Here is a 23852-nt window from a genome sequence, read left to right on the forward strand (position 1 = left end):
GATTTCCCATCACGTAAGTGAGTAAGATCCCTAGAAGATGACTAGGTAGATAGGTCAGAGATGGAAGCATGGCGACATGTGGAGTTGACTGATACTAATCGATCGAGGACTTAACCACAAAGAGTCATTTTAAATGAACAATATTGGTCGATTCTCGACTTTCTTGACATCAATTCTTTATCTAGTTTTCAGGGAATAAATTTTATGCGAAAGTATAAAAAATCCTTGAAAATTTATATCAACACGATATAATAATACTTGTCCTTTAAAAGAGACAAGACATAGTCTGGTGACAATGGCGAAGAGGTCACACCCGTTCCCATGCCGAACACGGAAGTTAAGCTCTTCAGCGCCGATGGTAGTTGGGGGCTCTCCCCCTGTGAGAGTAGGACGTCGCCAGGCTATATAATGGAGGATTAGCTCAGCTGGGAGAGCATCTGCCTTACAAGCAGAGGGTCGGCGGTTCGATCCCGTCATCCTCCACCATGTTTTTTTTGCGAAAGTAAAATAAACTTCCTTGTTTTGCACAAGCAAAATATCTATATTTATCACCGTGCCGGTGTAGCTCAACTGGTAGAGCAACTGACTTGTAATCAGTAGGTTGGGGGTTCAAGTCCTCTTGCCGGCACCATTTGGTTTATGAGCCATTAGCTCAGTTGGTAGAGCATCTGACTTTTAATCAGAGGGTCGAAGGTTCGAGTCCTTCATGGCTCACCAAAGATTTTTGCGAAAGCAAAATATCTTATCTAAGTTTTTCACCAATGTGAAAAACGAAAATATATGCGGGTGTGGCGGAATTGGCAGACGCACCAGACTTAGGATCTGGCGCCGCAAGGCGTGGGGGTTCAAGTCCCTTCACCCGCACCATTTATTTCGCGGAAGTAGTTCAGTGGTAGAACACCACCTTGCCAAGGTGGGGGTCGCGGGTTCGAATCCCGTCTTCCGCTCCAAAGACTTGCCGGGGTGGCGGAACTGGCAGACGCACAGGACTTAAAATCCTGCGGTAGGTGACTACCGTACCGGTTCGATTCCGGTCCTCGGCACCAGGATTTTTTGCGAAAGCAAAATAATCTTCCATAGTGTGCGACAGCAAATCATTACTATTATAGAATACATTTTGCGCCCGTAGCTCAATTGGATAGAGCGTTTGACTACGGATCAAAAGGTTAGGGGTTCGACTCCTCTCGGGCGCGCCATATATTTCGGGAAGTAGCTCAGCTTGGTAGAGCACTTGGTTTGGGACCAAGGGGTCGCAGGTTCGAATCCTGTCTTCCCGACCACTTCTTTTTTGGGGCCTTAGCTCAGCTGGGAGAGCGCCTGCTTTGCACGCAGGAGGTCAGCGGTTCGATCCCGCTAGGCTCCACCAAGTTTTTTTGCGGAAGCAAAATAAACTACACTCGTTTTACGAAAGTAAAATTCAATAGTGTATTTCATGTTTCTTGGCGGTGTAGCTCAGCTGGCTAGAGCGTACGGTTCATACCCGTGAGGTCGGGGGTTCGATCCCCTCCGCCGCTACCAATAGGGACCTTTAGCTCAGTTGGTTAGAGCAGACGGCTCATAACCGTCCGGTCGTAGGTTCGAGTCCTACAAGGTCCACCAAGTACCATTTTCATTACGGAGGAATACCCAAGTCCGGCTGAAGGGATCGGTCTTGAAAACCGACAGGGGTGTAACAGCCCGCGGGGGTTCGAATCCCCCTTCCTCCTCCATTATTACTTTTGAATATTTTATCGTCGCGGGGTGGAGCAGTTCGGTAGCTCGTCGGGCTCATAACCCGAAGGTCGCAGGTTCAAATCCTGTCCCCGCAATACCATTTTTGCTTGTTATTAGTAAGAGAGTAGCTTTAATCTTTTATGAGTGACGCAAGGATAGTTATTTTCGCTATCGCGAAAAAACTTTGGTCCGGTAGTTCAGTTGGTTAGAATGCCTGCCTGTCACGCAGGAGGTCGCGGGTTCGAGTCCCGTCCGGACCGCCATTGTTATTTAAATAGTGTTTATTGAAATGGAAAAGGGTTTCGATAAGCGAGAAGGTCGAGGAAGCGATCGAAGGAACACCGGAGCGTATTTTACATACGCGAGGATGTGACTGAGTGAGCTGACGAAGAGATTCGAAGCTTAGCGGAAGCCGAAAACTATTTGGCTCAGTAGCTCAGTTGGTAGAGCAATGGACTGAAAATCCATGTGTCGGCGGTTCGATTCCGTCCTGAGCCACCATTGTTTCTAATTATATACGTTGTGGCGATTGTGGCGAAGTGGTTAACGCACCTGATTGTGGTTCAGGCATTCGTGGGTTCGATTCCCATCAGTCGCCCCATATACATTTAAATAGAATGTGCGGGTGTAGTTTAGTGGTAAAACCTCAGCCTTCCAAGCTGATGATGAGGGTTCGATTCCCTTCACCCGCTCCAATTATTTATGGGCCTATAGCTCAGCTGGTTAGAGCGCACGCCTGATAAGCGTGAGGTCGGTGGTTCGAGTCCACTTAGGCCCACCATTTTCATTATTCCGCAGTAGCTCAGTGGTAGAGCTATCGGCTGTTAACCGATCGGTCGCAAGTTCGAATCTTGCCTGCGGAGCCAAATATGGAGAAGTACTCAAGTGGCTGAAGAGGCGCCCCTGCTAAGGGTGTAGGTCGGGCAACTGGCGCGAGGGTTCAAATCCCTCCTTCTCCGCCATTAAGGCCCATTGGTCAAGCGGTTAAGACACCGCCCTTTCACGGCGGTAACACGGGTTCGAATCCCGTATGGGTCATTCTGAAAAGACTATCAACTATGATAGTCTTTTTTTGTATATATTGGGAGCTTAATATATGCCCAAATCAAGGGATATCTTTGAATATGGAGCGAGAACGGAATCATGAGGAGAGGTTTTGTACTGAAAAGCCTGACACAGCTCTCAACTAATATAGATATTATTAGCTATGAATCATTTATTATCGAGTTTTCGGATATATTATCGAGTTCCATGATATATTATCGACTCTATCCACTTTATTATCGAGTTCACCCCAAATATTATCGACTTCCATCATCCCCTTCTCCAAATCCCCATGACCTTCACTTCCCATGTTTCCAAACCAGAATAAACAATTATCCTAAAGTAAGAGTCCAGCACACCCTCTTAAACCCTCCATTCGACATTGCCATCCCCTCTCACACCCTACTAAAAACCATACAAAATACCGGAATCCTTCTACATTTCCCGCAATTTCTCCTTATTTTTATCAAAAAACTTTCGACAAATTCCGCTATGAATTCAACAGGATTCCCCTATGATTTTACAATGTAAACCTTACCATTTACAATATTCCCCCAATTTTAGTTCTTTTTCAAATCTCCATGTAGTAAATTGTCGTAATTGAGCGACGATTATATAAAGGAATTTAGTGATGTTGTTAGAAAGTAGTAAGTAGATTGAAAAAATGTAGGTGAGATGATGAACGCAATGACCATAACAGATTATGATGTTTTTTTGTTCCACGAGGGTAATTTACAGCAGGCCTATCAGTTTATGGGTTCCCATGTGAGAAGAGATTCTACTGGGACTTATACAGAATTTTGCGTTTGGGCACCGAAAGCAAGGCACGTTTCATTGGTGGGTTCCTTTAATCAATGGAATGGGATTGGGTATGAACTTAGTAGACGTAATCATGAGGGTTTATGGACCATCCGAGTGGATAGGGACTTATCTGGAGAAACGTATAAGTATGAAATTACGACTCCATCCGGTTTAAAAAAGTTGAAGGCGGATCCTTATGGGTTTGCCTCTGAAAGGCGTCCTCATACTGCGAGCGTTGTGTATGAGCTTGAGGGTTTTTCCTGGGAAGATGAGAAGTGGATAGAGGACCGGACCGGTTCTACGATCTATGACAAGCCCATGGCGATTTATGAAGTGCATTTGGGCACATGGAAGAAGAAAGCAGGAAAGTTCCTTTCTTATAAGGAATTAGCACAGCAATTGATTCCTCATGTCAAAGAGCAGGGTTTCACTCATATTGAACTGCTGCCTGTCACAGAACATCCATTTGACCGTTCCTGGGGGTATCAGGGTACCGGTTATTATTCCCCAACCAGTCGCTACGGTTCCCCTCATGAGTTGATGGCATTTGTGAATGAGTGCCATTTACATAACATTGGCGTGATATTGGATTGGGTGCCCGGTCATTTTTGTAAGGATGCTCACGGTTTATATGAATTTGATGGATCTTTTGCTTATGAGTACAGTCAGGAAAGTGATCGTGAGAATTATACGTGGGGGACGGCAAATTTCGATTTAGGCAAGGGTGAAGTGAGAAGCTTCCTTATCTCCAATGCCCGTTTCTGGATGGACATGTATCACATTGATGGATTCAGGATTGATGCAGTAGCGAACATCATTTACTGGGCGAATCAGGGACAACTTGCTCCCAATGAAGGGGCTATTCAGTTCTTGAAAAACTTGAACAAGGCCGTGTTTGAATTTGATTCTTCGATTCTGATGATTGCAGAGGATTCTACGGATTGGCCACAGGTGACGTCTCCTGTTCACTATGGGGGTCTTGGATTTAATTATAAGTGGAATATGGGATGGATGAATGACGTCCTTAAATATATGGAAACCGATAGTTCTGAACGAAGGCATGTACATTCTCTCATCACGTTTTCATTGCTATATGCCTATTCAGAGAATTATGTCCTTCCCTTTTCCCACGATGAAGTGGTACATGGGAAGAAGTCATTATTGAATAAAATGCCGGGGGATTACTGGCAGAAATTCGCACAATACCGATTGCTCTTGAGCTATATGATAGCTCATCCGGGGAAAAAGCTCCTTTTTATGGGAAGTGAATTTGCCCCGTTTTCAGAGTGGAAGGATCTTGAGGAATTAGATTGGCATTTACTGGATTACGAATTTCATCACAAATTCAATTCATATTTTAAAGAGCTTTTGCATTTATATAAGGGTGCTGAACCGTTATTCCAAATGGATCATCGTTCAGAGGGATTTGAATGGGTGGATGTGAATAATGCAGAACAGCAGATTTTCTCTTTTATCCGGTATGGGATCGAAAGGGAGGATCATCTTGTGGTGATCTGTAATTTCAGTCCTCATGTGTATCACCAATACAAGGTGGGAGTGAATAAGGTCTCTTCTTATAAAGAGATTTGGAATAGTGATGATGAGCGATTTGGAGGTTCCCACCAGGTAAACCCAGAGCCGCTTACCGTACAAAATGAAACGTACCATGGAAGAGAAGGATATGTGGAAATGACGATTCCACCATATGCAGCCGTTTATTTAAAACCAATTGATTGAAAGGGGAGAAGGAAAGATGGCAAAAGGTAGATGCGTAGCCATGTTATTAGCAGGTGGAAAGGGGAGCAGATTAAGCTCATTGACGAAGAGTCTGGCGAAACCCGCCGTGCCTTTTGGAGGGAAGTACCGTATCATCGATTTTACTTTGAGTAACTGTACAAATTCGGGAATCGATACAGTAGGGGTCCTTACCCAGTATCAACCCCTCGTACTGAATTCTTATATCGGAATCGGGAGCGCGTGGGATCTTGACCGCAAAAACGGTGGTGTGACGGTGCTGCCACCGTATGCAGAATCATCTGAGATGCGCTGGTATACGGGGACAGCAAGTGCGATCTATCAAAATATGAACTATTTAGAGCAATATGATCCGGAGTACGTATTGATTCTATCCGGAGATCATATTTACAAAATGGATTATAGTAAAATGCTTGATTATCATATCGAGAAAAAAGCGGATGTCTCGATTTCAGTCATTGAAGTGGGATGGGATGAGGCAAGCCGTTTCGGGCTGATGAACACAAACGAAGAGATGAGAGTCACAGAGTTTGAAGAAAAGCCGGCTTTCCCTAAAAGTAATCTTGCCTCGATGGGAATCTATATCTTCAACTACTCTGTGCTGAAAGATTACCTCGAGATGGATGAACGAAATCCTGATTCCAGTCATGACTTTGGAAAGGACGTCATTCCTCTCCTGCTTGATGAAAAGAAGAAGTTAATGGCTTATCCGTTCGAAGGGTATTGGAAAGATGTCGGTACGGTCAAGAGCCTTTGGGAAGCGAATATGGACCTGATTGATGAAAAAAATGAACTTAATCTTTTCGATCATGACTGGAGAGTGTATTCGGTTAATCCGAATGAGCCACCTCAATATATTTCAGAGGAAGCGCTTGTAGAAGGGTCTCTTGTAAATGAAGGATGTACGATTGAAGGGACGATTCAAAAGTCCGTACTCTTCCAGGGGACGACGGTGAAGAAAGGGGCGCATGTCAATCGCTCAGTCATTATGCCGGATGCAGTCATTGGTGAGAACGCGTATATCGAGCAAGCGATCGTGCCTTCTGATGTAAAGGTTCCGAGCGGTCTATGTATCATGCCGGAAGAGGGATCCGATGAAGTCATCCTCGTGACGGAATCATTCATTGAAACACTACTGGAACAAGAAAGAGTGTAAGATTCAAGACCAATATTACAACATTAGAGGAGGAGAAGTGTTTTGAAAAATACAATGCTTGGTGTTATTGATGCTACGAGTTACTATGATTCGTTGGAGGATTTATTGCTGCATCGCTCATTAGCCGCCCTTCCAATCGCAGGGAGATATCGTTTGATTGACTTTGTTCTCTCCAATATGGTGAATTCAGATATCGGTTCCGTTGCGATTTTTCCTAAGTTTCAATATCGATCCCTGATGGATCATCTTGGTTCAGGAAAGAACTGGGATCTGAACCGGAAGCGCGATGGATTGTTCTTTTTCCCGGCACCCGGCCTGGAAGCGAATGATGAAGGAGTGGGGTCCTTTAATCACTTCGCACATCATATGGACTATTTTAAACGCAGTACACAGGAATATGCATTGATCAGCAATTGTTTTACATTATGCAATATCGATTATCAACCGGTACTGGAACGACATATCCGTATCGGCTGTGATATCACGGAAATGCGTCACAGTGGGAACTCTTTAGACATGTACTTAGTCAAGACGTCTACACTTATTGATTTGATCGCTAAGCGACGTGAAACGGGCTATACATGTATGCAGGATGTCGTGGAGGATATGGACAGCGGTTTTAAAGTATGCGGATATGAGCATGTTGGATTTGTTCAATCGATTGACTCCATTAAGGAATATTATGATGCCAGCATGAAGCTAATGAACCATTCTTATTGGAAAGAGCTGTTCAAGAAGGATCTGCCGATCTATACGAAGGTGAAGGATGAACCGCCGACACGCTACACGTCAGCAGCCAGTGTGAAAAACAGTATCATTGCCAATGGGTGCTACATCGAAGGTCAAGTGAAGAATTCTACGATGTTCAGAGCGGTGAAGGTTGGAAAAAATACGACGATTTCGGACAGCATCATTATGCAGAAGAGCCAAATTGGAGATAACTGTGTACTAGAGAATGTGATCTTGGATAAAGATGTGAGGATAGAGGATGGCGTCAAACTGATCGGAGAACCAAACAATCCAATTGTCATTCGCAAAGGAATGATTCAAGGAGCGCTGATGAATTCGTGAAAGTGTTATTTGTAGTATCGGAGTGTGTCCCGTTTATTAAATCCGGAGGTCTGGCGGACGTAGCGGGCGCACTTCCTAAGGAGTTAAGAAGTCTAGGGACCGATGTCAGGGTGATCCTGCCTAAATATGGCGGGATTCCTCAGGAATTTTGTTCTAAAATGAAACGAAAGAAAGAGTTTTTCGTATCAGTCGGTTGGCGAAATCAGTATTGTGGGATTGAAGAGTACACTGAAAACGGAGTAACGTATTATTTTGTCGACAATGAATATTATTTTAAACGGGACCGACTGTACGGATACTTTGATGATGGGGAGCGCTTTGCCTACTTCACAAGGGCAGTACTCGAAAGTATCGCTGTACTAGATTTTTACCCTGATGTGATCCACTGCCATGACTGGCACACGGGCATGGTTCCGTTCTTACTCCGAAGCGAATACCAGGAGAGACCGGGATATTCGTATATTCGAAGTGTATTCACGATTCACAATCTCCAATTCCAGGGGATCTATCCTAAACAGGTGATGACGGATTTATTAGGGATACCCGAGAAGTATTTTCATCATGAATACCTCGAGTTCTATGGCAATATCAATTTCATGAAAGGTGCTCTCATTTCTTCGGATTTCGTCACAACGGTGAGTCCTACATATAAAGAGGAAATCCTCACGCCGTATTATGGAGAAAAGCTTCATAATATCCTGGGTCAGCGGTATAACCAGCTTTTAGGTATCCTCAATGGGATCGACGATGAAGTGTATAACCCCGATGATGGAGAGTTTCCGTTTTTTAGCGGCAACCTTCATGGAAAGAAACAGGCGAAGCGTCATCTGCAACAAAGCCTGGGACTCCAGGTGAATGAAGGAATCCCTCTTGTGTCCATCATTTCTAGGTTAACGAATCAAAAGGGGCTCGAGCTGGTCAGGGGTGTCTTTCATGAAATGATTCAGGAAAATGTTCAATTTGTCCTATTGGGGACAGGGGATTGGGAATTTGAACAGTTCTTCAGGGAGATGGAATGGACGTATCCAGACAAGGTCAGAGTACAGATCGGCTTCAATGAGGAGCTGGCGAAACAGATCTATTCTGCCAGTGATCTTTTCTTGATGCCATCTAAATTCGAGCCGTGCGGGCTGGGACAATTAATTGCCATGAGATATGGAGCCCTTCCACTTGTCCGTGAGACCGGTGGATTGAACGATACGGTAGAATCCTACAATGAAGTGACGGAGAGTGGAAACGGGTTCTCATTCAAGAATTTTAATGCCCATGACATGCTCTACACCTACAGAAGGGCATTGTCGTATTTCCACGATGAACCGGAAACATGGAATCATATTGTACGTACTGCAATGAATAAGGATTATAGTTGGGCACAATCAGCCTTCAAGTATAATCAATTATATGCTGACCTGGTATCAAGGAGTGAAAGCCATGTTTTCTGATCCGATTGAATTTAAAGAGATGTTTCTGAAGAAGCTTGAAATGATGTATGGAAAGACGTTTCCTGAATCCACCAGTCAGGATCAGTTTTTCACATTAGGTCATTTAATCCGTGAATATATCTCGATGAACTGGATCCATACGAACGAGCAGTACCGGTTCAATAAGCAAAAGCAGGTGTATTACTTATCGATTGAATTCCTGCTCGGACGGCTGCTCCGTCAGAACCTGATGAATTTGGGAATTTACGATATTGTGGAAAAAGGACTGCAGGATCTCGGCATCGACCTTGCGGATATGGAAGAGGTCGAACATGATGCAGGGCTTGGAAATGGAGGGCTTGGACGCCTTGCTGCCTGTTTTCTCGATTCTCTCGCGTCTCTCAATCTTCCCGGACATGGGTATGGGATCCGTTATAAGCATGGACTGTTTGAACAAAAGATCGTGAATGGATTTCAGATGGAGCTTCCCGAGCAGTGGCTGCGCCATGGTCATGTATGGGAAGTGCGAAAATCGGATCTGACCGTGGAAGTCCCTTTCTGGGGCAAGGTGGAATCATATACGGAAAAGGATGTCTTAAGGTTTCGCCATGTCGATGCTGAAATCGTAGCGGCCGTTCCTTATGATATGCCTGTCGTTGGATATGAAACATCGACGGTCAACACCCTGCGTTTATGGAGTGCCGAGCCTGCCGCCTATAAAGCAGGGAAGGACATGATGAAATATAAGCGCGACACAGAAGCGATCACAGAGTTTCTTTATCCTGACGATACTCATGAAGAAGGGAAGATCCTGCGCCTTAAACAACAGTATTTCCTGGTATCGGCAAGCATACGATCCATTCTGGACTCATACCTATATCGAAACGGGGATTTAAGGGAGCTTCATGAACATATTTCAATCCATATCAATGATACCCACCCGGTTCTTGCCATTCCGGAGTTGATGAGGGTCCTTCTTGATGAATATTCCTTTGAATGGGAAGATGCATGGGAGATTACGACGAATACATTTGCTTACACGAACCATACGACTCTATCGGAAGCACTGGAGAGATGGCCGATTCGAATATTCCAGCCACTCCTGCCCCGCATTCATATGATCGTCAATGAAATCAATGAGCGGTTCTGCAGGGAGTTATGGGAAGCGTATCCTGGTGAGTGGAAGAGAATTGAGGACATGGCGATCATCTCCCATGATGAAGTCAAAATGGCTCACCTGGCGATTGTGGGGAGTTTCAGCGTGAATGGGGTAGCGAAGATCCATACGGAAATTTTAAAGCAAAGGGAAATGAACTTATTCTATCAATATTATCCTAACAAATTTAATAGCAAGACGAATGGAATCACTCATAGAAGGTGGCTTCTCAATAGCAACCCCGCATTGTCGAACCTGATCACATCTTCGATCGGGGATGAGTGGATCAAAGATCCTTCTAAACTTGTGAAGTTGAAGGAGTATCATCATGATACGTCATTCCTGAAGGATCTGTATGATGTGAAGCAGGAAAATAAACGGAAGCTTGCAGAGCGGATATTTGAAAGCAATGGAATTGTGGTTGACCCTTCTTCGATCTTCGATATCCAGGTGAAGCGGCTTCATGCGTATAAACGTCAGTTGATGAATGTGTTACACATACTTCATCTTTTTAACCGCTGTGTGGAAGATCCAGGCTTTGTTTTTCATCCGCGGACGTTCATTTTCGGTGCAAAGGCGTCACCTGGTTACTTCTATGCGAAGAAAATTATTAAATTGATTCATTCTGTTGCTGATCTCGTGAATGATCACCCGCTGGTGAAAGGGCGAATTAAAGTCGTGTTCCTTGAGAATTACCGAGTGTCCCTGGCGGAAGAAATCATCCCGGCAGCTGACTTGTCCGAGCAAATTTCAACGGCCAGTAAGGAAGCGTCCGGTACAGGGAATATGAAGTTCATGATGAACGGTGCCTTGACCCTGGGGACATTGGATGGAGCCAATATCGAGATCCTTGAGCAGGTCGGGAATGAAAATATCTTCATATTTGGCTTGACGGCAGAGGAAGTAATGAAATACCAGCACCATGGCGGCTACTATGCCATGGAGTACTTCCACTACGATACAAGGATCAAAAAGGTATTGAATCAATTAATAGATGATACCCTGCCGGATGCAGGTGATCATTTCGAAACCATTTATGATTCTCTGCTGACGGAGAATGATCAGTTCTTTGTCCTCCGGGATTTCGATTCCTACGTGAGGGTTCATGAACAGGCAGGGAAAGCTTATGAAAACAAAGAGCATTGGTCCCGGATGTGCTTGCAGAATATCGCCAATTCCGGTTATTTCTCAAGCGACAGGACCATTGAGCAATATGCGAAGGACATATGGGGCATTGCTCAGGGAAGCTTGATAAAATAAAAAAAAGATCGCCTGGGATCATTCCCAGGCGGTCTTTTTATGACTATTTCTTTTTATCGGAAACATAGCTGTCCCCGTCCTTATAGGGGATGTCCCCCATTGTTGATTCGATATCGTTTTCATCGAGCATGTCTTCATATTCTTCGTGAGTTTTCGAAGGATAGGCTTTACGGTTTGAGCCATCCATATCCGTCCCGACGAATGACTCGAAATCCTCGGTGAAGCCTTCTGATGTATCTTCATCCTGGTACAGATCGGAATAATCTTCGTGATCGCCTTCAAAGTCAGATGGGGTTTCAGATGTACCGAACCTCCCCACCTCCTGAAAGCTATCTTGATCGTCCCGCACATTCCCATCCGTTTCATGTCTGAACTCATTGTCGACAGGGGGCTGCAGCACATCTTCTTCCACTGGTCTATCTTGAGGTGTCGACTGCTCCGGTGTATGGTCACGGCAATAAAGTGTAGTAGGGATGACTTCCAGGCGTTCGTAAGGAATATCCTGGCCGCATTCCTTACATTGGCCATACGTACCGTCTTCGATTGCCTGAAGGGCATTTTGAATCTTATTCAGTTCGAGCTTTGCATGATCATCAATAGCGTAATTCTTCTCCCGTTCATATAATTCTGTTCCCATATCGGCAGGGTGGTTATCGTAAAGGGAGAGTTCTCCTGAGTTATCACGTTCATTTGTATGGTGAAGATTATCTAAATCCTGATGTAAATGTTCCTGTAACTGCTTTTGTTGTTGAACCAATTCTTGTTTCATTGTTTGTTTTTGGCTGTCTGTTAGCAATTTCTTCACATCCTTCATTATGTTCGCTGAAATCTTGTCCTAACCATACTTTATCCGAAAGTGGTGTTGTTAAAACATAAAAGGTTTTTTTGAATTCAATAATTCAATAAGCGAGTGGTAGTTGATTTCCGCTGCAGGTGCTTGCTTTCCGCGGGGCGTGAGTTGAGCCTCCTCGGGCTAAAGCCCTGTGGGGTCTCAACTTTCACGCGTTTCCCGCAGGAGTCAATCACCTTCCGCTTCAATCAACTTTCCAAGCTTAAGTGTTTCACTATATCTTCGTAAATTCAGGATTGTTTTCAACTATACTTGCTGAAGTGACTGGTTATAGCTATTATTTTTTCATTGATTTTTATGAACTATTTAGCTTTGTCAAAAATAATGCTTCTTTAGAGGGTGAGGGGAGCTGCGTAGACTCTTACGGAAAACGGAGAAGTTCTCCGCACCTTCTGGCACACATTCGTTGACAGAGCATCATGCAAGTCATAGTCTGTGTAAGAATACAACACTCTTTTGGAAAAATGCATAAAAAGAGCCGCCCAAAATTTTTGGGACGACTCTCTTGTCACTTATAGCATATAAGCAAGTAATAATCCAATGGATAAAAGGAATCCAAAGATGGTATTGGTTTGGGCTGTGGCTTTCATGGCGGGCATCATTTCGATTGGTTGTGTTTTTCCGATGAACCCTGTTGTAGCTTTAACTGCTTTCGGGATGCTCAGAAAGGTGACAAACAGCCATGGTGATGAGATCTCAGTGACGACCAATCCGATGATCCACCCGTAGGATACGACAAACATGCCGCCTAAAAGGACGATTGCTCCTTTTTTCCCGAGCAGGATTGCAATGGTTTTGCGTCCGTTTTCTTTGTCGCCATCCAGGTCACGGATGTTGTTCGCCAGCAGGATTGAACCAACCAAAATGGATACTGGAATTGAAATGAGGATACTGTCCCCATTGATATAACCGGTCTGGATATAAAACGAAATCAAGATGATCACACATCCCATGAAGAACCCGGCTACGATCTCGCCAAAAGGTGTGTAGGCAATTGGCATTGGTCCGCCAGTATAAAAGTACCCTGCAGCCATGCACACTAAGCCTATGAGAGCGAGCCACCATGTACTGTTCAAACAAATATAAATCCCCAACAGGAGGGATACCCCGTATAGTGAAAAGGCAAGGTTGATGACCGTTGACGGTTTGACCCCGTTTCGGACGATCGCTCCACCGATTCCGACCGAGTGCTCTGTATCCAGTCCTCTTTTATAATCGTAGTATTCATTGAACATATTGGTAGCAGCCTGGATAAGCAGGCAGGCAACCAGCATGGCTAAAAATAGCATGAAGTTAACGTTCGTAAATTGCAGCGCGAGTACTGTCCCTAATAATACAGGAACAAATGCTGCTGTAAGAGTGTGTGGCCTTGTCAGCTGCCACCAGATTTTCCACCCTTTATCTGATTCCAACACGTTGGATGCTTGTTGTTCCATCATTCTCTCTCCCTTACGTAATAAGGAATTTTCAGAAAACATTACAATTCCTTTACAGATTAAAGTGTAGGTAAAGGGAGGGGGACTGTCAATCATTTTCTACAAATTCGTGAAGGTTCTATTTTCCAGTAATTGAGGACTTTTACAACCTTTTTGGTTTCTCAAAAGGAGAAAAAGGGTTTATTATATATAATAAGGATAAATATTGTAAACATGCCTTGAACTTCGTTGACACACCATATAGACAGGTGTATCTTATAATAAGTTTGAATAGTGTACGTGATTTTGTTTGGGGGAATTCAGTTGGTTACCATCCATAAAACCAATATTGAAAAAGCATATGATACAGCCAGGATAAAGGCTAAACAAATAGATCACCCCGTCCTTCTCAGCATCGTGGAGGAAGTCGATGCAGTGGACCCTCTTTCTTTTTATTATGGGGGCCGTTCTTTTAACGGAGAGCGCTTTTTATGGAAGGACCGTGATCATACGATCACCCTTGTTGGACTCGGAGCGTCTCATATCGTTTCTACGGATGAAATGGAAGATCGATTTTTCACGGTTGAGAATGAGTGGAAGCGCTTAATCGAAGAATCTGTGGTCGTGACAGGGGACAAATGGGCAGGCACAGGTCCATTACTTTTTGGAGGCTTCAGCTTTGACCCGATAAATGATAGCGGTAAAGAGTGGGAGCAATTCTCTACGGGTTCGTTTCAGCTCCCTATGTTCATGTTGACTAAGCCCGGGAAAACGAATTACTTGACGATGAATGTCATCTGTCATCCTGAAGAGGATGGAAGCTTATTTCATGAACATCTCTTCAAGAAGGAAGAACTTCTTGCAAACGCCCGGAAGACCATTATTCCAGAACGGCCACGGTGGCTAGGGAACCGTGATGTGAAGCCTGAAGAATGGAAGAATTCTGTTCAAAGCGTCGTAAGTCGTTTACAGCAGGGGGAAATGGATAAGGTCGTGCTTGCGAGAAAATGTGAAGTATCCTTTGACAAACAGGTATCATCTGATTTTGTGCTCGATAACCTGTGGAGTCAGCAGCCAGACAGTTTTGTGTTCAGTTTTGAACGAGAAGAGAGCTGCTTCATCGGAGCAACTCCAGAGCGCCTTGTCAAAAAAACGGGAGAAGAAATCCTTTCTACCTGTTTAGCGGGATCGATTGCCCGTGGCGATACCCTAGAGAGCGATGAGAAACTAGGGGAAGCGCTTCTGGAGGATGAGAAGAATCGGTTTGAGCATCAGCTTGTCGTGGAAAGTATCGAGGATGCCCTGAAACCGTTTTGTAATGAACTAACAATCCCGACATCTCCTCAACTTATGAAATTGAAGGATATCCAGCACTTATACACTCCTGTTATCGGACAGGCATCGGAGCATACATCGCTTCTCAATCTTGTCGAAAAATTACATCCGACTCCGGCACTTGGCGGGGTACCGAGGGATAAAGCTTTGCACGTGATCCGGCAGGAGGAAGAAATGGATCGTGGGTTATACGCTGGTCCGATCGGTTGGATGGATGCCTACGGCAATGGTGAGTATGCTGTCGCTCTCCGTTCAGGTCTTCTGCAGAGAGATAAAGCCTATCTTTATGCAGGCTGTGGAATCGTAGCCGATTCAGAACCTGAAAGTGAGTTTAAAGAAACACAAATGAAATTTCGACCAATGCTCCGTGCATTAGGGGGAACCGATCATGATGAATGAGCATCAACAGAAATTAACGCAGTATTTAGTGGCTTTCATTGAAGAACTGGTGGGAAATGGAGTAGACGAAGTCGTGATCAGTCCCGGCTCTCGTTCTACTCCTTTGGCGTTGTTATTTGCCCATCATCCCGGTGTTAAAACGTATACGAACGTGGACGAACGTTCAGCGGCTTTTTTTGGATTGGGGATTGCCAAGTCCAAAAAGAAGCCCGTAGCCATACTATGCAGTTCAGGAACAGCGGGGGCAAATTATTATCCTGCCGTCATTGAGGCGCGCTACGGGAAGGTACCGCTCATTGTCCTGACCGCGGATCGTCCTCATGAGCTGAGGGAAGTAGGGGCGCCTCAAGCGATCAATCAAATTGATCTATATGGAAAACACGTAAAGTGGTCCATCGATATGGCATTGCCGGAAAGCATTCCGTCCATGGTGCAATATGCACGTTCATCTGCCGCCAGGGGCGTGTCTATTTCGATTGGATATCCAGAAGGACCGGTTCATTATAACTTCCCATTCCGGGAACCGCTTATTCCTGATTTGAAACAGGTGGAGTTTACAACAGGTCAATCGGGAAAGAGAGTTCTTCAGGGAAATCGGCAATTACCTGCGGATATTCAGCATGACCTTCAGGAGCAAATCATGAATTCAAAACGGGGCATCGTTGTGTGTGGCCCTGGGATAAGTGAAGAAGCTGTGCAGTCCATTACTGAGTTTGCTGAGGCATACGCACTGCCTATCCTGGCAGATCCATTATCTTTTGTTCGGAGTGGTGGCCATTCCAAGGAAAATATCATGGATTGCTACGACACGGTCCTCAGGATCGATGAGTGTAAAGAAGCTTTACAGCCTGACCTCGTCATCCGTTTCGGTGCCATGCCAGTATCAAAGGCATTGATGCTATTCTTGAAAAGTCTGCCGGATATTCCGACATGGGTTGTGAGTAAAGGAGAAGAATGGCAGGATCCGACTGCTCGTGGAACCCATTATATCCAATGTGAGGAAAACCTTTTCTGTCAGGGATTTATGAAAAATAGCGCCCATTCAGATAGGGAGTGGCTCGACCATTGGAAAGGTGTCAATGATCAGGCGAAGGGCTTGCTCATACAGGGGCATCAAGCGTGGGATGAAGGGATGGCTGTCCATCAATTGATTCAACACCTGCCTGAAGGGGCAACCCTGTTCTCCAGTAACAGCATGCCTATCAGGGATTTGGATACCTTTTTATTCACAGATGACCGTTCGCTTCGGATCTTTGCCAATCGCGGGGCCAACGGAATTGACGGAGTGGTGTCGACAGCCCTTGGGATGAGTACAGGATCAAAGCCGATGTACCTCTTGATTGGAGATCTTGCCTTTTTCCATGATTTAAACGGTCTATTGACGGCGAGGAAATATCAATTAGATATGACCATAGTCGTGATGAATAACAATGGCGGCGGTATCTTTTCTTATCTTCCGCAAGCAGGTGATCAAACCCACTTTGAAGACCTGTTCGGTACCCCGATGGACCTGGAGTTTGGTCATGCGGCTAAGCTTTACGGCGCCCATTATTTCCACGTTGCATCACAATCTGAATTTATCCCAGCTCTTCAGGAAGCGGATCAGACGAAGGGGATAAAGATCATTGAAGTGATAACCAATCGTGAAGAAAATGTAGCAAATCATCGCAAATTGTGGAATTTTGTTTCCCGGGAAATGACGCAAAATATGAAGGGTGAATGGCATGATTCTTCAAGTGAATGATATTCGATATTTTGTAGAAGTTAAAGGGAGGGGAGTTCCTCTGGTTTTCCTCCACGGATTTACCGGTGATACGACAACATGGTCCCGTATCACCGATCGATTGTCCGCAACCTATCAATGTATCAGCGTAGATCTGATCGGGCATGGGCGCACCGATTCCCCTCAGGATGTCAGAAGGTATACCATGGATCAGGTATCTGAAGACTTATGCTGCATCCTTGATGAGCTGGGAATAAAAGAAGCCGTCTTGATCGGCTATTCAATGGGGGGGCGTACAGCTCTTTACTTCAGCTTGAAATATCCTCATAAGGTGAAGAGCTTGTTACTGGAAAGCGCATCGCCGGGATTAGAAACGGATGAAGAAAGAGCGGACCGTCGGAAGAAGGATCAAGAACTTGCGGAACGAATTGAGAGAGAGGGAATGGAACGGTTCGTGGACTTTTGGCAGGAGATTCCCTTGTTTGCTTCTCAGAAGCGGCTTTCAGATACAGAGCGCTCCGAGATCAGGAACCAGCGCCTGAATCAATCTGTCACAGGCTTGTCCAATAGCCTGAGAGGGATGGGGACCGGCGCCCAGGATTCGCTGTGGCACAAGATTGATGATCTTTCCATTCCCGTTCATTTGCTGGTAGGAGAGTTGGATGAGAAGTTCGTCCGGATTGCAGAAATTATGAAAAAACGACATCCGGAATTTGAAATCGTGACATTTTCCAACACAGGTCATGCAATTCATGTGGAAGAACCGCGAAAGTTTGGTACAATAATAGAGGATCTACTGTTAACTACATAAAGGAGGAACAAACCAATGGCTTTTGAATGGGTTTCAGAAAGAAACTACGAAGATATTTTGTACGAAACATATAATGGAATCGCTAAGATTACGATCAATCGACCAGAAGTACGTAATGCATTCCGTCCTAAAACGGTTATGGAATTAATCGATGCATTTGCTTATGCACGTGACGATTCCAAGGTCGGCGTCATCGTTTTAACAGGTGCAGGTGAAAAAGCATTCTGTTCAGGTGGAGACCAACGTGTCCGTGGACACGGCGGATATGTCGGGGAAGATGAAATTCCTCGCTTGAACGTATTGGACCTACAGCGTCTGATCCGTGTGATCCCGAAACCTGTCATCGCAATGGTAGCCGGTTACGCGATCGGAGGAGGACATGTCCTTCACGTCGTATGTGATATTACGATTGCTGCTGACAATGCGATCTTTGGACAAACGGGTCCTAAAGTGGGAAGCTTTGACGCAGGATACGGTGCAGGATACCTTGCACGCATCGTCGGTCACAAGAAAGCGAAAGAAATTTGGTACCTATGCCGTCAGTACAATGCACAGGAAGCGCTTGAAATGGGTCTTGTCAATACAGTGGTTCCATACGAGCAGCTTGAAGCGGAAACCGTTCAGTGGGCTTCAGAAATGCTCGAAAAAAGTCCGACTGCCCTTCGTTTCTTAAAAGCTTCATTCAATGCAGATACCGATGGACTGGCAGGTCTGCAGCAACTTGCAGGTGACGCTACCCTTCTATACTACACAACAGAGGAAGCGAAAGAAGGCCGTGACGCATTCAAAGAAAAGCGTAAGCCGGACTTCGGTCAATTCCCTCGTTTCCCTTGATTTGAGGCGGCCTGATGAATCTTTGATGGATTCATCAGGCTTTTTTAAATGAATGGTTTTTGGGAATGGCGCAAGTTCTTTCCGGTGTGTCTCAACATAGAGCCAACCATATAAGAAAAAATGATTACAAGAGACTCAACAAGAAAGGAATGGAGAATGACAGGATGACAACACAGCAATTGCCTAACTGGCTGAAACAAAGAGCGTTTTTAACACCGGATCGGATGGCGTTGAGTAATGGTGACGTGGCATTTACATTTAAAGAATTATGGACAAAAGCCATAACCATTGCAGAACAAGTGAATACTATCGTCGACTCATCTTCCCACCCCTATTTGGGACTCATGATTAAGAACAAAGTCGAATCTGTGTTGCTTGTTCATGCTATTCAACAGCTGGGGTACACAACCGTCCTATTAAACCATAAGTTAAGTGAAAGTGAATTATCATTCCAGATTCAGGATATGGGATTATCAACGGTTATATTTGATGATGAGTTTGAAGAGAAACTTTCATTTTTAGGGGAAGACGTCACTGGGGTCTCCTTCTCTCGATTGTTTCACACACACAGAACATCTTTTGAGGTGAAGGATCATTTTCAGTTAGACCAAGCATGCTCGGTTATGTATACATCGGGTACGACGGGAGCACCAAAGGGAGTCCTTCAATCATACGGAAACCATTGGTGGAGTGCGATTGGGTCTTCATTGAATCTCGGGATAAGTGAAAATGATACATGGCTATGTTCAGTTCCCCTCTTTCACATCAGTGGATATTCGATTCTGATGAGAAGCGTCATATATGGAATGAACGTAAGGCTATTTGAAACCTTCGATGTGGAAGGGATCAATAGGGAGTTGATGGCAGGTAAAGTCACTATCATGTCCGTCGTCAGCAATATGCTCCAACGGCTGATGAAAGACATGGGGGACAAAACCTATCATGCGAATTTTCGCTGTATGCTGTTGGGAGGCGGACCGGCTCCCCTTCCATTGCTGCAGGTATGTAAGGAAAAAGGCGTACCGGTCTTTCAGACATATGGAATGACGGAAACTTCTTCTCAAATTGTGACGTTATCACCTGAATACAGTATGTCGAAGCTTGGTTCCGCAGGAAAACCCCTCTTTCCTTCTGAATTGATGATCAAGGATAAAGAAGGACAAGCAAGGCCGTATCAGGAAGGCGAGATCTTAGTGAAAGGCCCGAATGTGACGAATGGGTATTACCGGAGAGAGAAAGCCAACATCGAAAGCTTTAAATCCGGCTGGTTTTCTACAGGGGACATCGGCTATGTGGATGACGAAGGATTCTTATTTGTATTGGACCGACGTTCAGACCTGATCATATCCGGTGGGGAAAATGTGTACCCTGCTGAAATTGAGAGTGTTTTACTTAGCTGCGACGGGGTAGAGGAAGCAGGAGTGACAGGAATCACAAGTGACGAATGGGGACAGATTCCCTGCGCTTTTATCGTAAAGAAAGAGAATCTTACTGAAGAAGAAATCCTAAAGCATTGCGCAAAGAATCTTGCCTCTTACAAACTTCCGAAAAAACTAGTATTTGTGCAAGAGCTTCCACGAAATGCTTCAAATAAACTGCTGAGAAGAGTGCTTAGGGATCAATGGGAAAAAGGGATGTATGCCGATGAAGATTAAATCAGTCACTCTTCATGTGATTTCAATGCCTTTGAAAAAGCCGTTTGTGACCCATCTTCAAACTGTTAAGGAGCGGGAAGGGATCATTGTCGAGGTCCAGGATACTGAAGGATTGTGCGGACTAGGGGAAGGTGTGGCCTTTTCAACCCCGTGGTATACAGAAGAAACCGTGAAAACGTCCTATCATATCCTTAAAGATGTATTGATTCCTCTTATGAACAACAAACCCTTCCAGCATCCTGAAGAAATCGGGAAACGGTTTGAAGCCGTTCGTGGGAATTCCATGGCGAAGGCGGCACTTGAAATGGCTTTATGGGATTTATACGCCAGACAGCAACAAAAGCCCCTGTGGAAACTGATTGGAGGAGTACGAGAAGAAATCCTTTCAGGCGCAGTGATCGGTGCTGGAGACACGGAAGAAATAGTCAAGCAGGCGGAAGAACTTGTTGAAGATGGCTATCAGCGAATAAAGGTGAAAATCTCCCCTGAATCGGATATAGAGATTGTACGAGAATTAAGGGCCCAGTTTCCAGCTCTCTCGCTTTTAGCCGATGCCAATTCAGCCTATACACTAGGAGATAAATCTAAGCTTCAGGCATTGGATGAGTTTCATCTGGAGATGATCGAACAGCCCCTCGGAATTGACGACCTGGTAGAACACTCCATATTGCAGAAAGAGATTGCCACTCCCATCTGCCTTGATGAAAGTATCGTGACCCCCCACGATATGAAAAGTGCGATCCATTTGAACAGCTGCGGAGTGGTGAACGTCAAGCTGGGCAGGGTAGGTGGATATACGAGTGCCCTGGAGATCTATCATCTGTGCCGGCAACATCATATTAGGGTATGGTGCGGGGGGATGATCGAGTTTGGGGTTTCCCGTGCCCATAATCTGGCTCTTTCCACTCTTGAAGGATTCACGATTCCAGGGGATATTTCTTCCTCCTCAAAATACTGGGAGGAGGACATCATCACCTCCCCGATCGTAGTGAACAATGGTGTGGTGAATCGATTGGAAGGTGCCGGAATCGGCGTGGAGTTAAATCGAAAGCGTTTGAGTGAGGTCTCCCTGAGCAAAGAGACGTTTTCATCTCTTTAAGGAAAAGAGGATCATTGAATTTCCAATCTTGTCCATATATACTTAAAGAAAATCCTTAGAGGAGGACATATGAAACTAGGTGCATTTTCTGTAAGTTTAAGCGTAAAGGACATACATGTATCAAAGTCATTTTATGAGGATCTTGGATTTGAAGTCATGGGAGGGGACATCAGCCATAATTGGCTGATTATGAAGAATGAAAGCTGTATTATCGGCCTATTTCAGGGAATGTTTGAAAAGAACATCCTGACATTCAATCCTGGTTGGGATCAAAATGCAGAAAATCTAGAATCCTATACGGACGTCCGGGCATTACAACAGAATTTGAAGGCAAAAGGGATGACCATGCTATCCGAAGCGGATGAATCCGGTGAAGGACCAGGGAGCTTCATGATAGAAGATCCTGACGGTAATACCATCCTTGTTGATCAACACAGATAAAAAGCTCAGGGCTCATTTTGCCCTGAGCTTTTCCATTCCTTTAAAATGGATTCGTCGCCCACTGCAGGGATTGTTTAATAAAGATGCGTGGATGTAACTTCAGCTGAGATACCATATGTTCTGCCAGGTCTTCGGGCTGCATATATTTTTCCTTGTCCGCTTCATCAAGGTTATCAAATGTTAGATCCGTAGCCACAAGGCTTGGATTCAAGGTCATGACTCGGATATTATGCTTACGGACTTCCTGCATGAGTGCTTCCGTCATACCCTGGACAGCAAACTTTGATCCGCTGTAAGCCGTGCTCCCCGCCGTACCCTTCAATCCGCTGCTGGATGAGATAGTGATGATGTCGCCCTGGTTCTTCTCGATCAAATGGGGCAGGACGGCACGGGTGACATAATAGGTTCCGAAGACGTTAACTTCAAATGTACGTTTAAAGTCTTCGGGATCGATTTCAAGAAACGATCCGTACGTTCCGATACCCGCGTTATTGATCAAAATGTCTGCTGGTCCCAACTCATTCTTAAGTTTCTTCACGGCTTGATGAACCTGATCCATATCGGAAATATCCGCCACTGCCACACTTGCGTTCACTCCAAGGGACCGTGCTTCCTCTGCCACCTTTTCAAGAGTGCTTTCTGTACGGGCAATCAATCCAACATGGACGCCTTCCCGGGCAAGCTCCAATGCTGTAGCCTTTCCGATCCCCCGTGCTGCACCTGTAATATAAGCGGTTTTGCCTTTAATCGATTGTGCCATTTTTCATCATCCTTTCTTAAGTGGTTCTAACGTAAGTGTAAGGTTATGGACATCGGCAGGCAACTAATCTACCTGACGGGTGGCAATAAAAAAGCCCCGGGAGTCCCGGAGCTTTTTCATTCACTCTTTTGCCGCAAATATCGTTTATCATTCATAAATAAACTCCAGAAGTAGACAAAGCCCGGGAACAGGATGATGAACCCGACAATATAGGTAATGAATACAGCCTTAAAAGAGTTGGGATCGGTAAACCCCGACTGGATCGTGACCTCGGGGTAGATGATATAAGGCAAATGTGCTTTACCATATACGTAGCTCGCCAATACATACTGAAAGGTCACGGCGATGACGGCGACCCTAGGCATCCCTTTCATTCCTTCCTTATTTGTCGGAAGGAACAAGGCACCGCCTGCGACCAAGAACCCGAGGAGGGAAACCCATAAAATCGGCAGGTCATCCATCATCCGGTCATAGATCCAAGAGGCTTCCTTTTTCATGGTGAACATGATGAGAAAGGCCATGACCACCGAAATCGGACCGATGATCAGGGCGTCCCGTCGGTATACTTTAAATGCTTCGAATTCCTTTGAAGCTTTGGAGTAATCGGCAAGGAGCAAGGAAGAAAGAAACAGTGTGCTGGCTACTGCAAATCCGAAGAAAGCATATTCATGTGGACTGCTAAACAATTTCCCTAGAAGAAGAGTCTGTCCGTCTTCGAAATCAATATAGGGTCCATGGGAAATTGGAAGAACACTGATGAGCAGTCCTGGAATCAGTAATCCGGTGATTCCTGTTACATAAGTCAACGGCTTTCGATAATCATCTGCCACATGTGAAAAGACAAGGAAGGCACTTCGTAAGGCCAGAAGCAGTAGAATCATGCTGCCGGGAACCAGTAATACGGTCCCCAATGAATACGCAGCTCCCGGGAACATACTGTACACTGCCACTACGAGGGCTACGATGAACGTATTGGTAACCTCCCAGGTAGGCGACAGGTAGCGGTTGGCGATATTCGTCGCTTTCGTTTTGTCATGATTGATATAGATCATAGACCAGAATCCAGCGCCGAAATCCATCGTCGCCATGACGGCATAAATAAAGACGAATCCCCAGAGTATGGTGATGGCAATCAATGCTTGTGTCATTTCTT

The 23852-nt window shown here is 45.0% G+C and carries 16 protein-coding genes, 21 tRNA genes and 2 rRNA genes; 35 read left to right on the plus strand and 4 right to left on the minus strand.

Annotation, left to right across the window (positions count from 1 at the left end):
* The 28 genes from LCL96_RS00005 to LCL96_RS00140 all read left to right on the plus strand — a co-directional run.
* Window positions 1-118: ribosomal RNA gene (locus LCL96_RS00005) — 23S ribosomal RNA — on the plus strand; the annotation flags it as partial.
* 167 nt (window positions 119-285) lie between these two features.
* Window positions 286-402 (plus strand): 5S ribosomal RNA (rrf, locus tag LCL96_RS00010).
* Between the two features lie 8 nt (window positions 403-410).
* Window positions 411-486: transfer RNA gene (locus LCL96_RS00015), tRNA-Val, on the plus strand.
* A gap of 69 nt (window positions 487-555) precedes the next feature.
* Window positions 556-631: transfer RNA gene (locus LCL96_RS00020), tRNA-Thr, on the plus strand.
* A 10-nt stretch (window positions 632-641) separates the two neighbouring features.
* A tRNA-Lys gene (locus tag LCL96_RS00025) sits at window positions 642-717 on the plus strand.
* A gap of 65 nt (window positions 718-782) precedes the next feature.
* Window positions 783-867: transfer RNA gene (locus LCL96_RS00030), tRNA-Leu, on the plus strand.
* An 8-nt stretch (window positions 868-875) separates the two neighbouring features.
* A tRNA-Gly gene (locus LCL96_RS00035) sits at window positions 876-950 on the plus strand.
* Between the two features lie 7 nt (window positions 951-957).
* A tRNA-Leu gene (locus LCL96_RS00040) sits at window positions 958-1046 on the plus strand.
* A gap of 73 nt (window positions 1047-1119) precedes the next feature.
* Window positions 1120-1196: transfer RNA gene (locus LCL96_RS00045), tRNA-Arg, on the plus strand.
* Between the two features lie 7 nt (window positions 1197-1203).
* A tRNA-Pro gene (locus LCL96_RS00050) sits at window positions 1204-1280 on the plus strand.
* Window positions 1281-1290: 10 nt separating this feature from the next.
* Window positions 1291-1366 (plus strand) — tRNA-Ala (locus LCL96_RS00055).
* Between the two features lie 75 nt (window positions 1367-1441).
* Window positions 1442-1518: transfer RNA gene (locus LCL96_RS00060), tRNA-Met, on the plus strand.
* Window positions 1519-1522: 4 nt separating this feature from the next.
* Window positions 1523-1599 (plus strand) — tRNA-Ile (locus LCL96_RS00065).
* A gap of 17 nt (window positions 1600-1616) precedes the next feature.
* A tRNA-Ser gene (locus LCL96_RS00070) sits at window positions 1617-1709 on the plus strand.
* A 25-nt stretch (window positions 1710-1734) separates the two neighbouring features.
* Window positions 1735-1808, plus strand: a tRNA-Met gene (locus LCL96_RS00075).
* 91 nt (window positions 1809-1899) lie between these two features.
* A tRNA-Asp gene (locus tag LCL96_RS00080) sits at window positions 1900-1976 on the plus strand.
* A 162-nt stretch (window positions 1977-2138) separates the two neighbouring features.
* Window positions 2139-2214: transfer RNA gene (locus tag LCL96_RS00085), tRNA-Phe, on the plus strand.
* A gap of 24 nt (window positions 2215-2238) precedes the next feature.
* A tRNA-His gene (locus LCL96_RS00090) sits at window positions 2239-2314 on the plus strand.
* Window positions 2315-2334: 20 nt separating this feature from the next.
* Window positions 2335-2408 (plus strand) — tRNA-Gly (locus LCL96_RS00095).
* A gap of 9 nt (window positions 2409-2417) precedes the next feature.
* Window positions 2418-2494 (plus strand) — tRNA-Ile (locus LCL96_RS00100).
* 10 nt (window positions 2495-2504) lie between these two features.
* A tRNA-Asn gene (locus LCL96_RS00105) sits at window positions 2505-2579 on the plus strand.
* 5 nt (window positions 2580-2584) lie between these two features.
* Window positions 2585-2675: transfer RNA gene (locus LCL96_RS00110), tRNA-Ser, on the plus strand.
* Window positions 2676-2679: 4 nt separating this feature from the next.
* Window positions 2680-2751 (plus strand) — tRNA-Glu (locus LCL96_RS00115).
* A gap of 681 nt (window positions 2752-3432) precedes the next feature.
* Complete coding sequence (glgB, locus tag LCL96_RS00120; RefSeq protein WP_318246387.1) at window positions 3433-5295, plus strand: 1,4-alpha-glucan branching enzyme; 1863 nt, start codon at window positions 3433-3435, stop codon at window positions 5293-5295.
* 16 nt (window positions 5296-5311) lie between these two features.
* A complete protein-coding gene (locus LCL96_RS00125) occupies window positions 5312-6469 on the plus strand; it encodes a glucose-1-phosphate adenylyltransferase (RefSeq protein WP_224939478.1) in 1158 nt (385 codons plus the stop codon).
* A 42-nt stretch (window positions 6470-6511) separates the two neighbouring features.
* Entirely contained in the window at window positions 6512-7540 is a 1029-nt protein-coding gene (locus tag LCL96_RS00130) for a sugar phosphate nucleotidyltransferase (protein WP_224939479.1), read from the plus strand.
* Window positions 7537-8982 (plus strand): glycogen synthase GlgA, encoded by a 1446-nt coding sequence (gene glgA / locus LCL96_RS00135; RefSeq protein ID WP_224939480.1) that lies wholly within the window; start codon window positions 7537-7539, stop codon window positions 8980-8982. The genes LCL96_RS00130 and glgA overlap by 4 nt, the downstream gene beginning before the upstream one ends.
* Window positions 8972-11377: a glycogen/starch/alpha-glucan phosphorylase gene (locus LCL96_RS00140; RefSeq protein ID WP_224939481.1), complete on the plus strand. Its 2406-nt coding sequence runs from the start codon at window positions 8972-8974 to the stop codon at window positions 11375-11377. Before glgA ends, LCL96_RS00140 begins: the two co-directional genes overlap by 11 nt.
* Window positions 11378-11420: 43 nt before the next feature.
* Here LCL96_RS00140 and LCL96_RS00145 read toward each other — a convergent pair whose 3' ends face one another.
* Window positions 11421-12182 carry a TraR/DksA C4-type zinc finger protein gene (locus LCL96_RS00145; protein WP_318246388.1) on the minus strand — a complete coding sequence of 254 codons (762 nt, stop codon included), beginning with the start codon at window positions 12180-12182 and terminating at the stop codon, window positions 11421-11423.
* Window positions 12183-12739: 557 nt separating this feature from the next.
* Window positions 12740-13663 carry a 1,4-dihydroxy-2-naphthoate polyprenyltransferase gene (locus tag LCL96_RS00150; protein WP_224939560.1) on the minus strand — a complete coding sequence of 308 codons (924 nt, stop codon included), beginning with the start codon at window positions 13661-13663 and terminating at the stop codon, window positions 12740-12742.
* Between the two features lie 303 nt (window positions 13664-13966).
* On the opposite strand from LCL96_RS00150, the gene LCL96_RS00155 reads away from it, so the two are divergent.
* The 7 genes from LCL96_RS00155 (at window position 13967) to LCL96_RS00185 (ending at window position 21939) form a co-directional block, all read left to right on the plus strand.
* Complete coding sequence (locus LCL96_RS00155) at window positions 13967-15376, plus strand: isochorismate synthase MenF (RefSeq protein WP_224939483.1); 1410 nt, start codon at window positions 13967-13969, stop codon at window positions 15374-15376.
* Window positions 15366-17120 carry a 2-succinyl-5-enolpyruvyl-6-hydroxy-3-cyclohexene-1-carboxylic-acid synthase gene (menD, locus tag LCL96_RS00160; RefSeq protein ID WP_318246389.1) on the plus strand — a complete coding sequence of 585 codons (1755 nt, stop codon included), beginning with the start codon at window positions 15366-15368 and terminating at the stop codon, window positions 17118-17120. The genes LCL96_RS00155 and menD overlap by 11 nt, the downstream gene beginning before the upstream one ends.
* Complete coding sequence (gene menH, locus LCL96_RS00165) at window positions 17101-17910, plus strand: 2-succinyl-6-hydroxy-2,4-cyclohexadiene-1-carboxylate synthase (protein ID WP_224939484.1); 810 nt, start codon at window positions 17101-17103, stop codon at window positions 17908-17910. Before menD ends, menH begins: the two co-directional genes overlap by 20 nt.
* A gap of 15 nt (window positions 17911-17925) precedes the next feature.
* Window positions 17926-18744, plus strand: coding sequence for a 1,4-dihydroxy-2-naphthoyl-CoA synthase (menB, locus tag LCL96_RS00170; protein ID WP_044340358.1), 819 nt, complete (start codon window positions 17926-17928; stop codon window positions 18742-18744).
* A gap of 164 nt (window positions 18745-18908) precedes the next feature.
* On the plus strand, window positions 18909-20399 hold the full coding sequence (locus tag LCL96_RS00175; RefSeq protein ID WP_224939485.1) for an o-succinylbenzoate--CoA ligase: 1491 nt from the start codon (window positions 18909-18911) through the stop codon (window positions 20397-20399).
* On the plus strand, window positions 20389-21498 hold the full coding sequence (gene menC, locus LCL96_RS00180) for an o-succinylbenzoate synthase (protein ID WP_224939486.1): 1110 nt from the start codon (window positions 20389-20391) through the stop codon (window positions 21496-21498). Before LCL96_RS00175 ends, menC begins: the two co-directional genes overlap by 11 nt.
* Window positions 21499-21567: 69 nt before the next feature.
* A complete protein-coding gene (locus tag LCL96_RS00185; RefSeq protein WP_224939487.1) occupies window positions 21568-21939 on the plus strand; it encodes a VOC family protein in 372 nt (123 codons plus the stop codon).
* A gap of 40 nt (window positions 21940-21979) precedes the next feature.
* Here LCL96_RS00185 and LCL96_RS00190 read toward each other — a convergent pair whose 3' ends face one another.
* Window positions 21980-22699, minus strand: coding sequence for a 3-ketoacyl-ACP reductase (locus LCL96_RS00190; RefSeq protein ID WP_224939488.1), 720 nt, complete (start codon window positions 22697-22699; stop codon window positions 21980-21982).
* A 116-nt stretch (window positions 22700-22815) separates the two neighbouring features.
* Window positions 22816-23847 (minus strand): cytochrome d ubiquinol oxidase subunit II, encoded by a 1032-nt coding sequence (locus tag LCL96_RS00195; RefSeq protein WP_224939489.1) that lies wholly within the window; start codon window positions 23845-23847, stop codon window positions 22816-22818.
* Window positions 23848-23852 lie beyond the last annotated feature (5 nt).

The sequence above is a fragment of the Rossellomorea aquimaris genome (genome assembly GCF_020172085.1).
In the GTDB taxonomy this organism is placed as follows: Bacteria; Bacillota; Bacilli; order Bacillales; family Bacillaceae_B; genus Rossellomorea; species Rossellomorea aquimaris_E.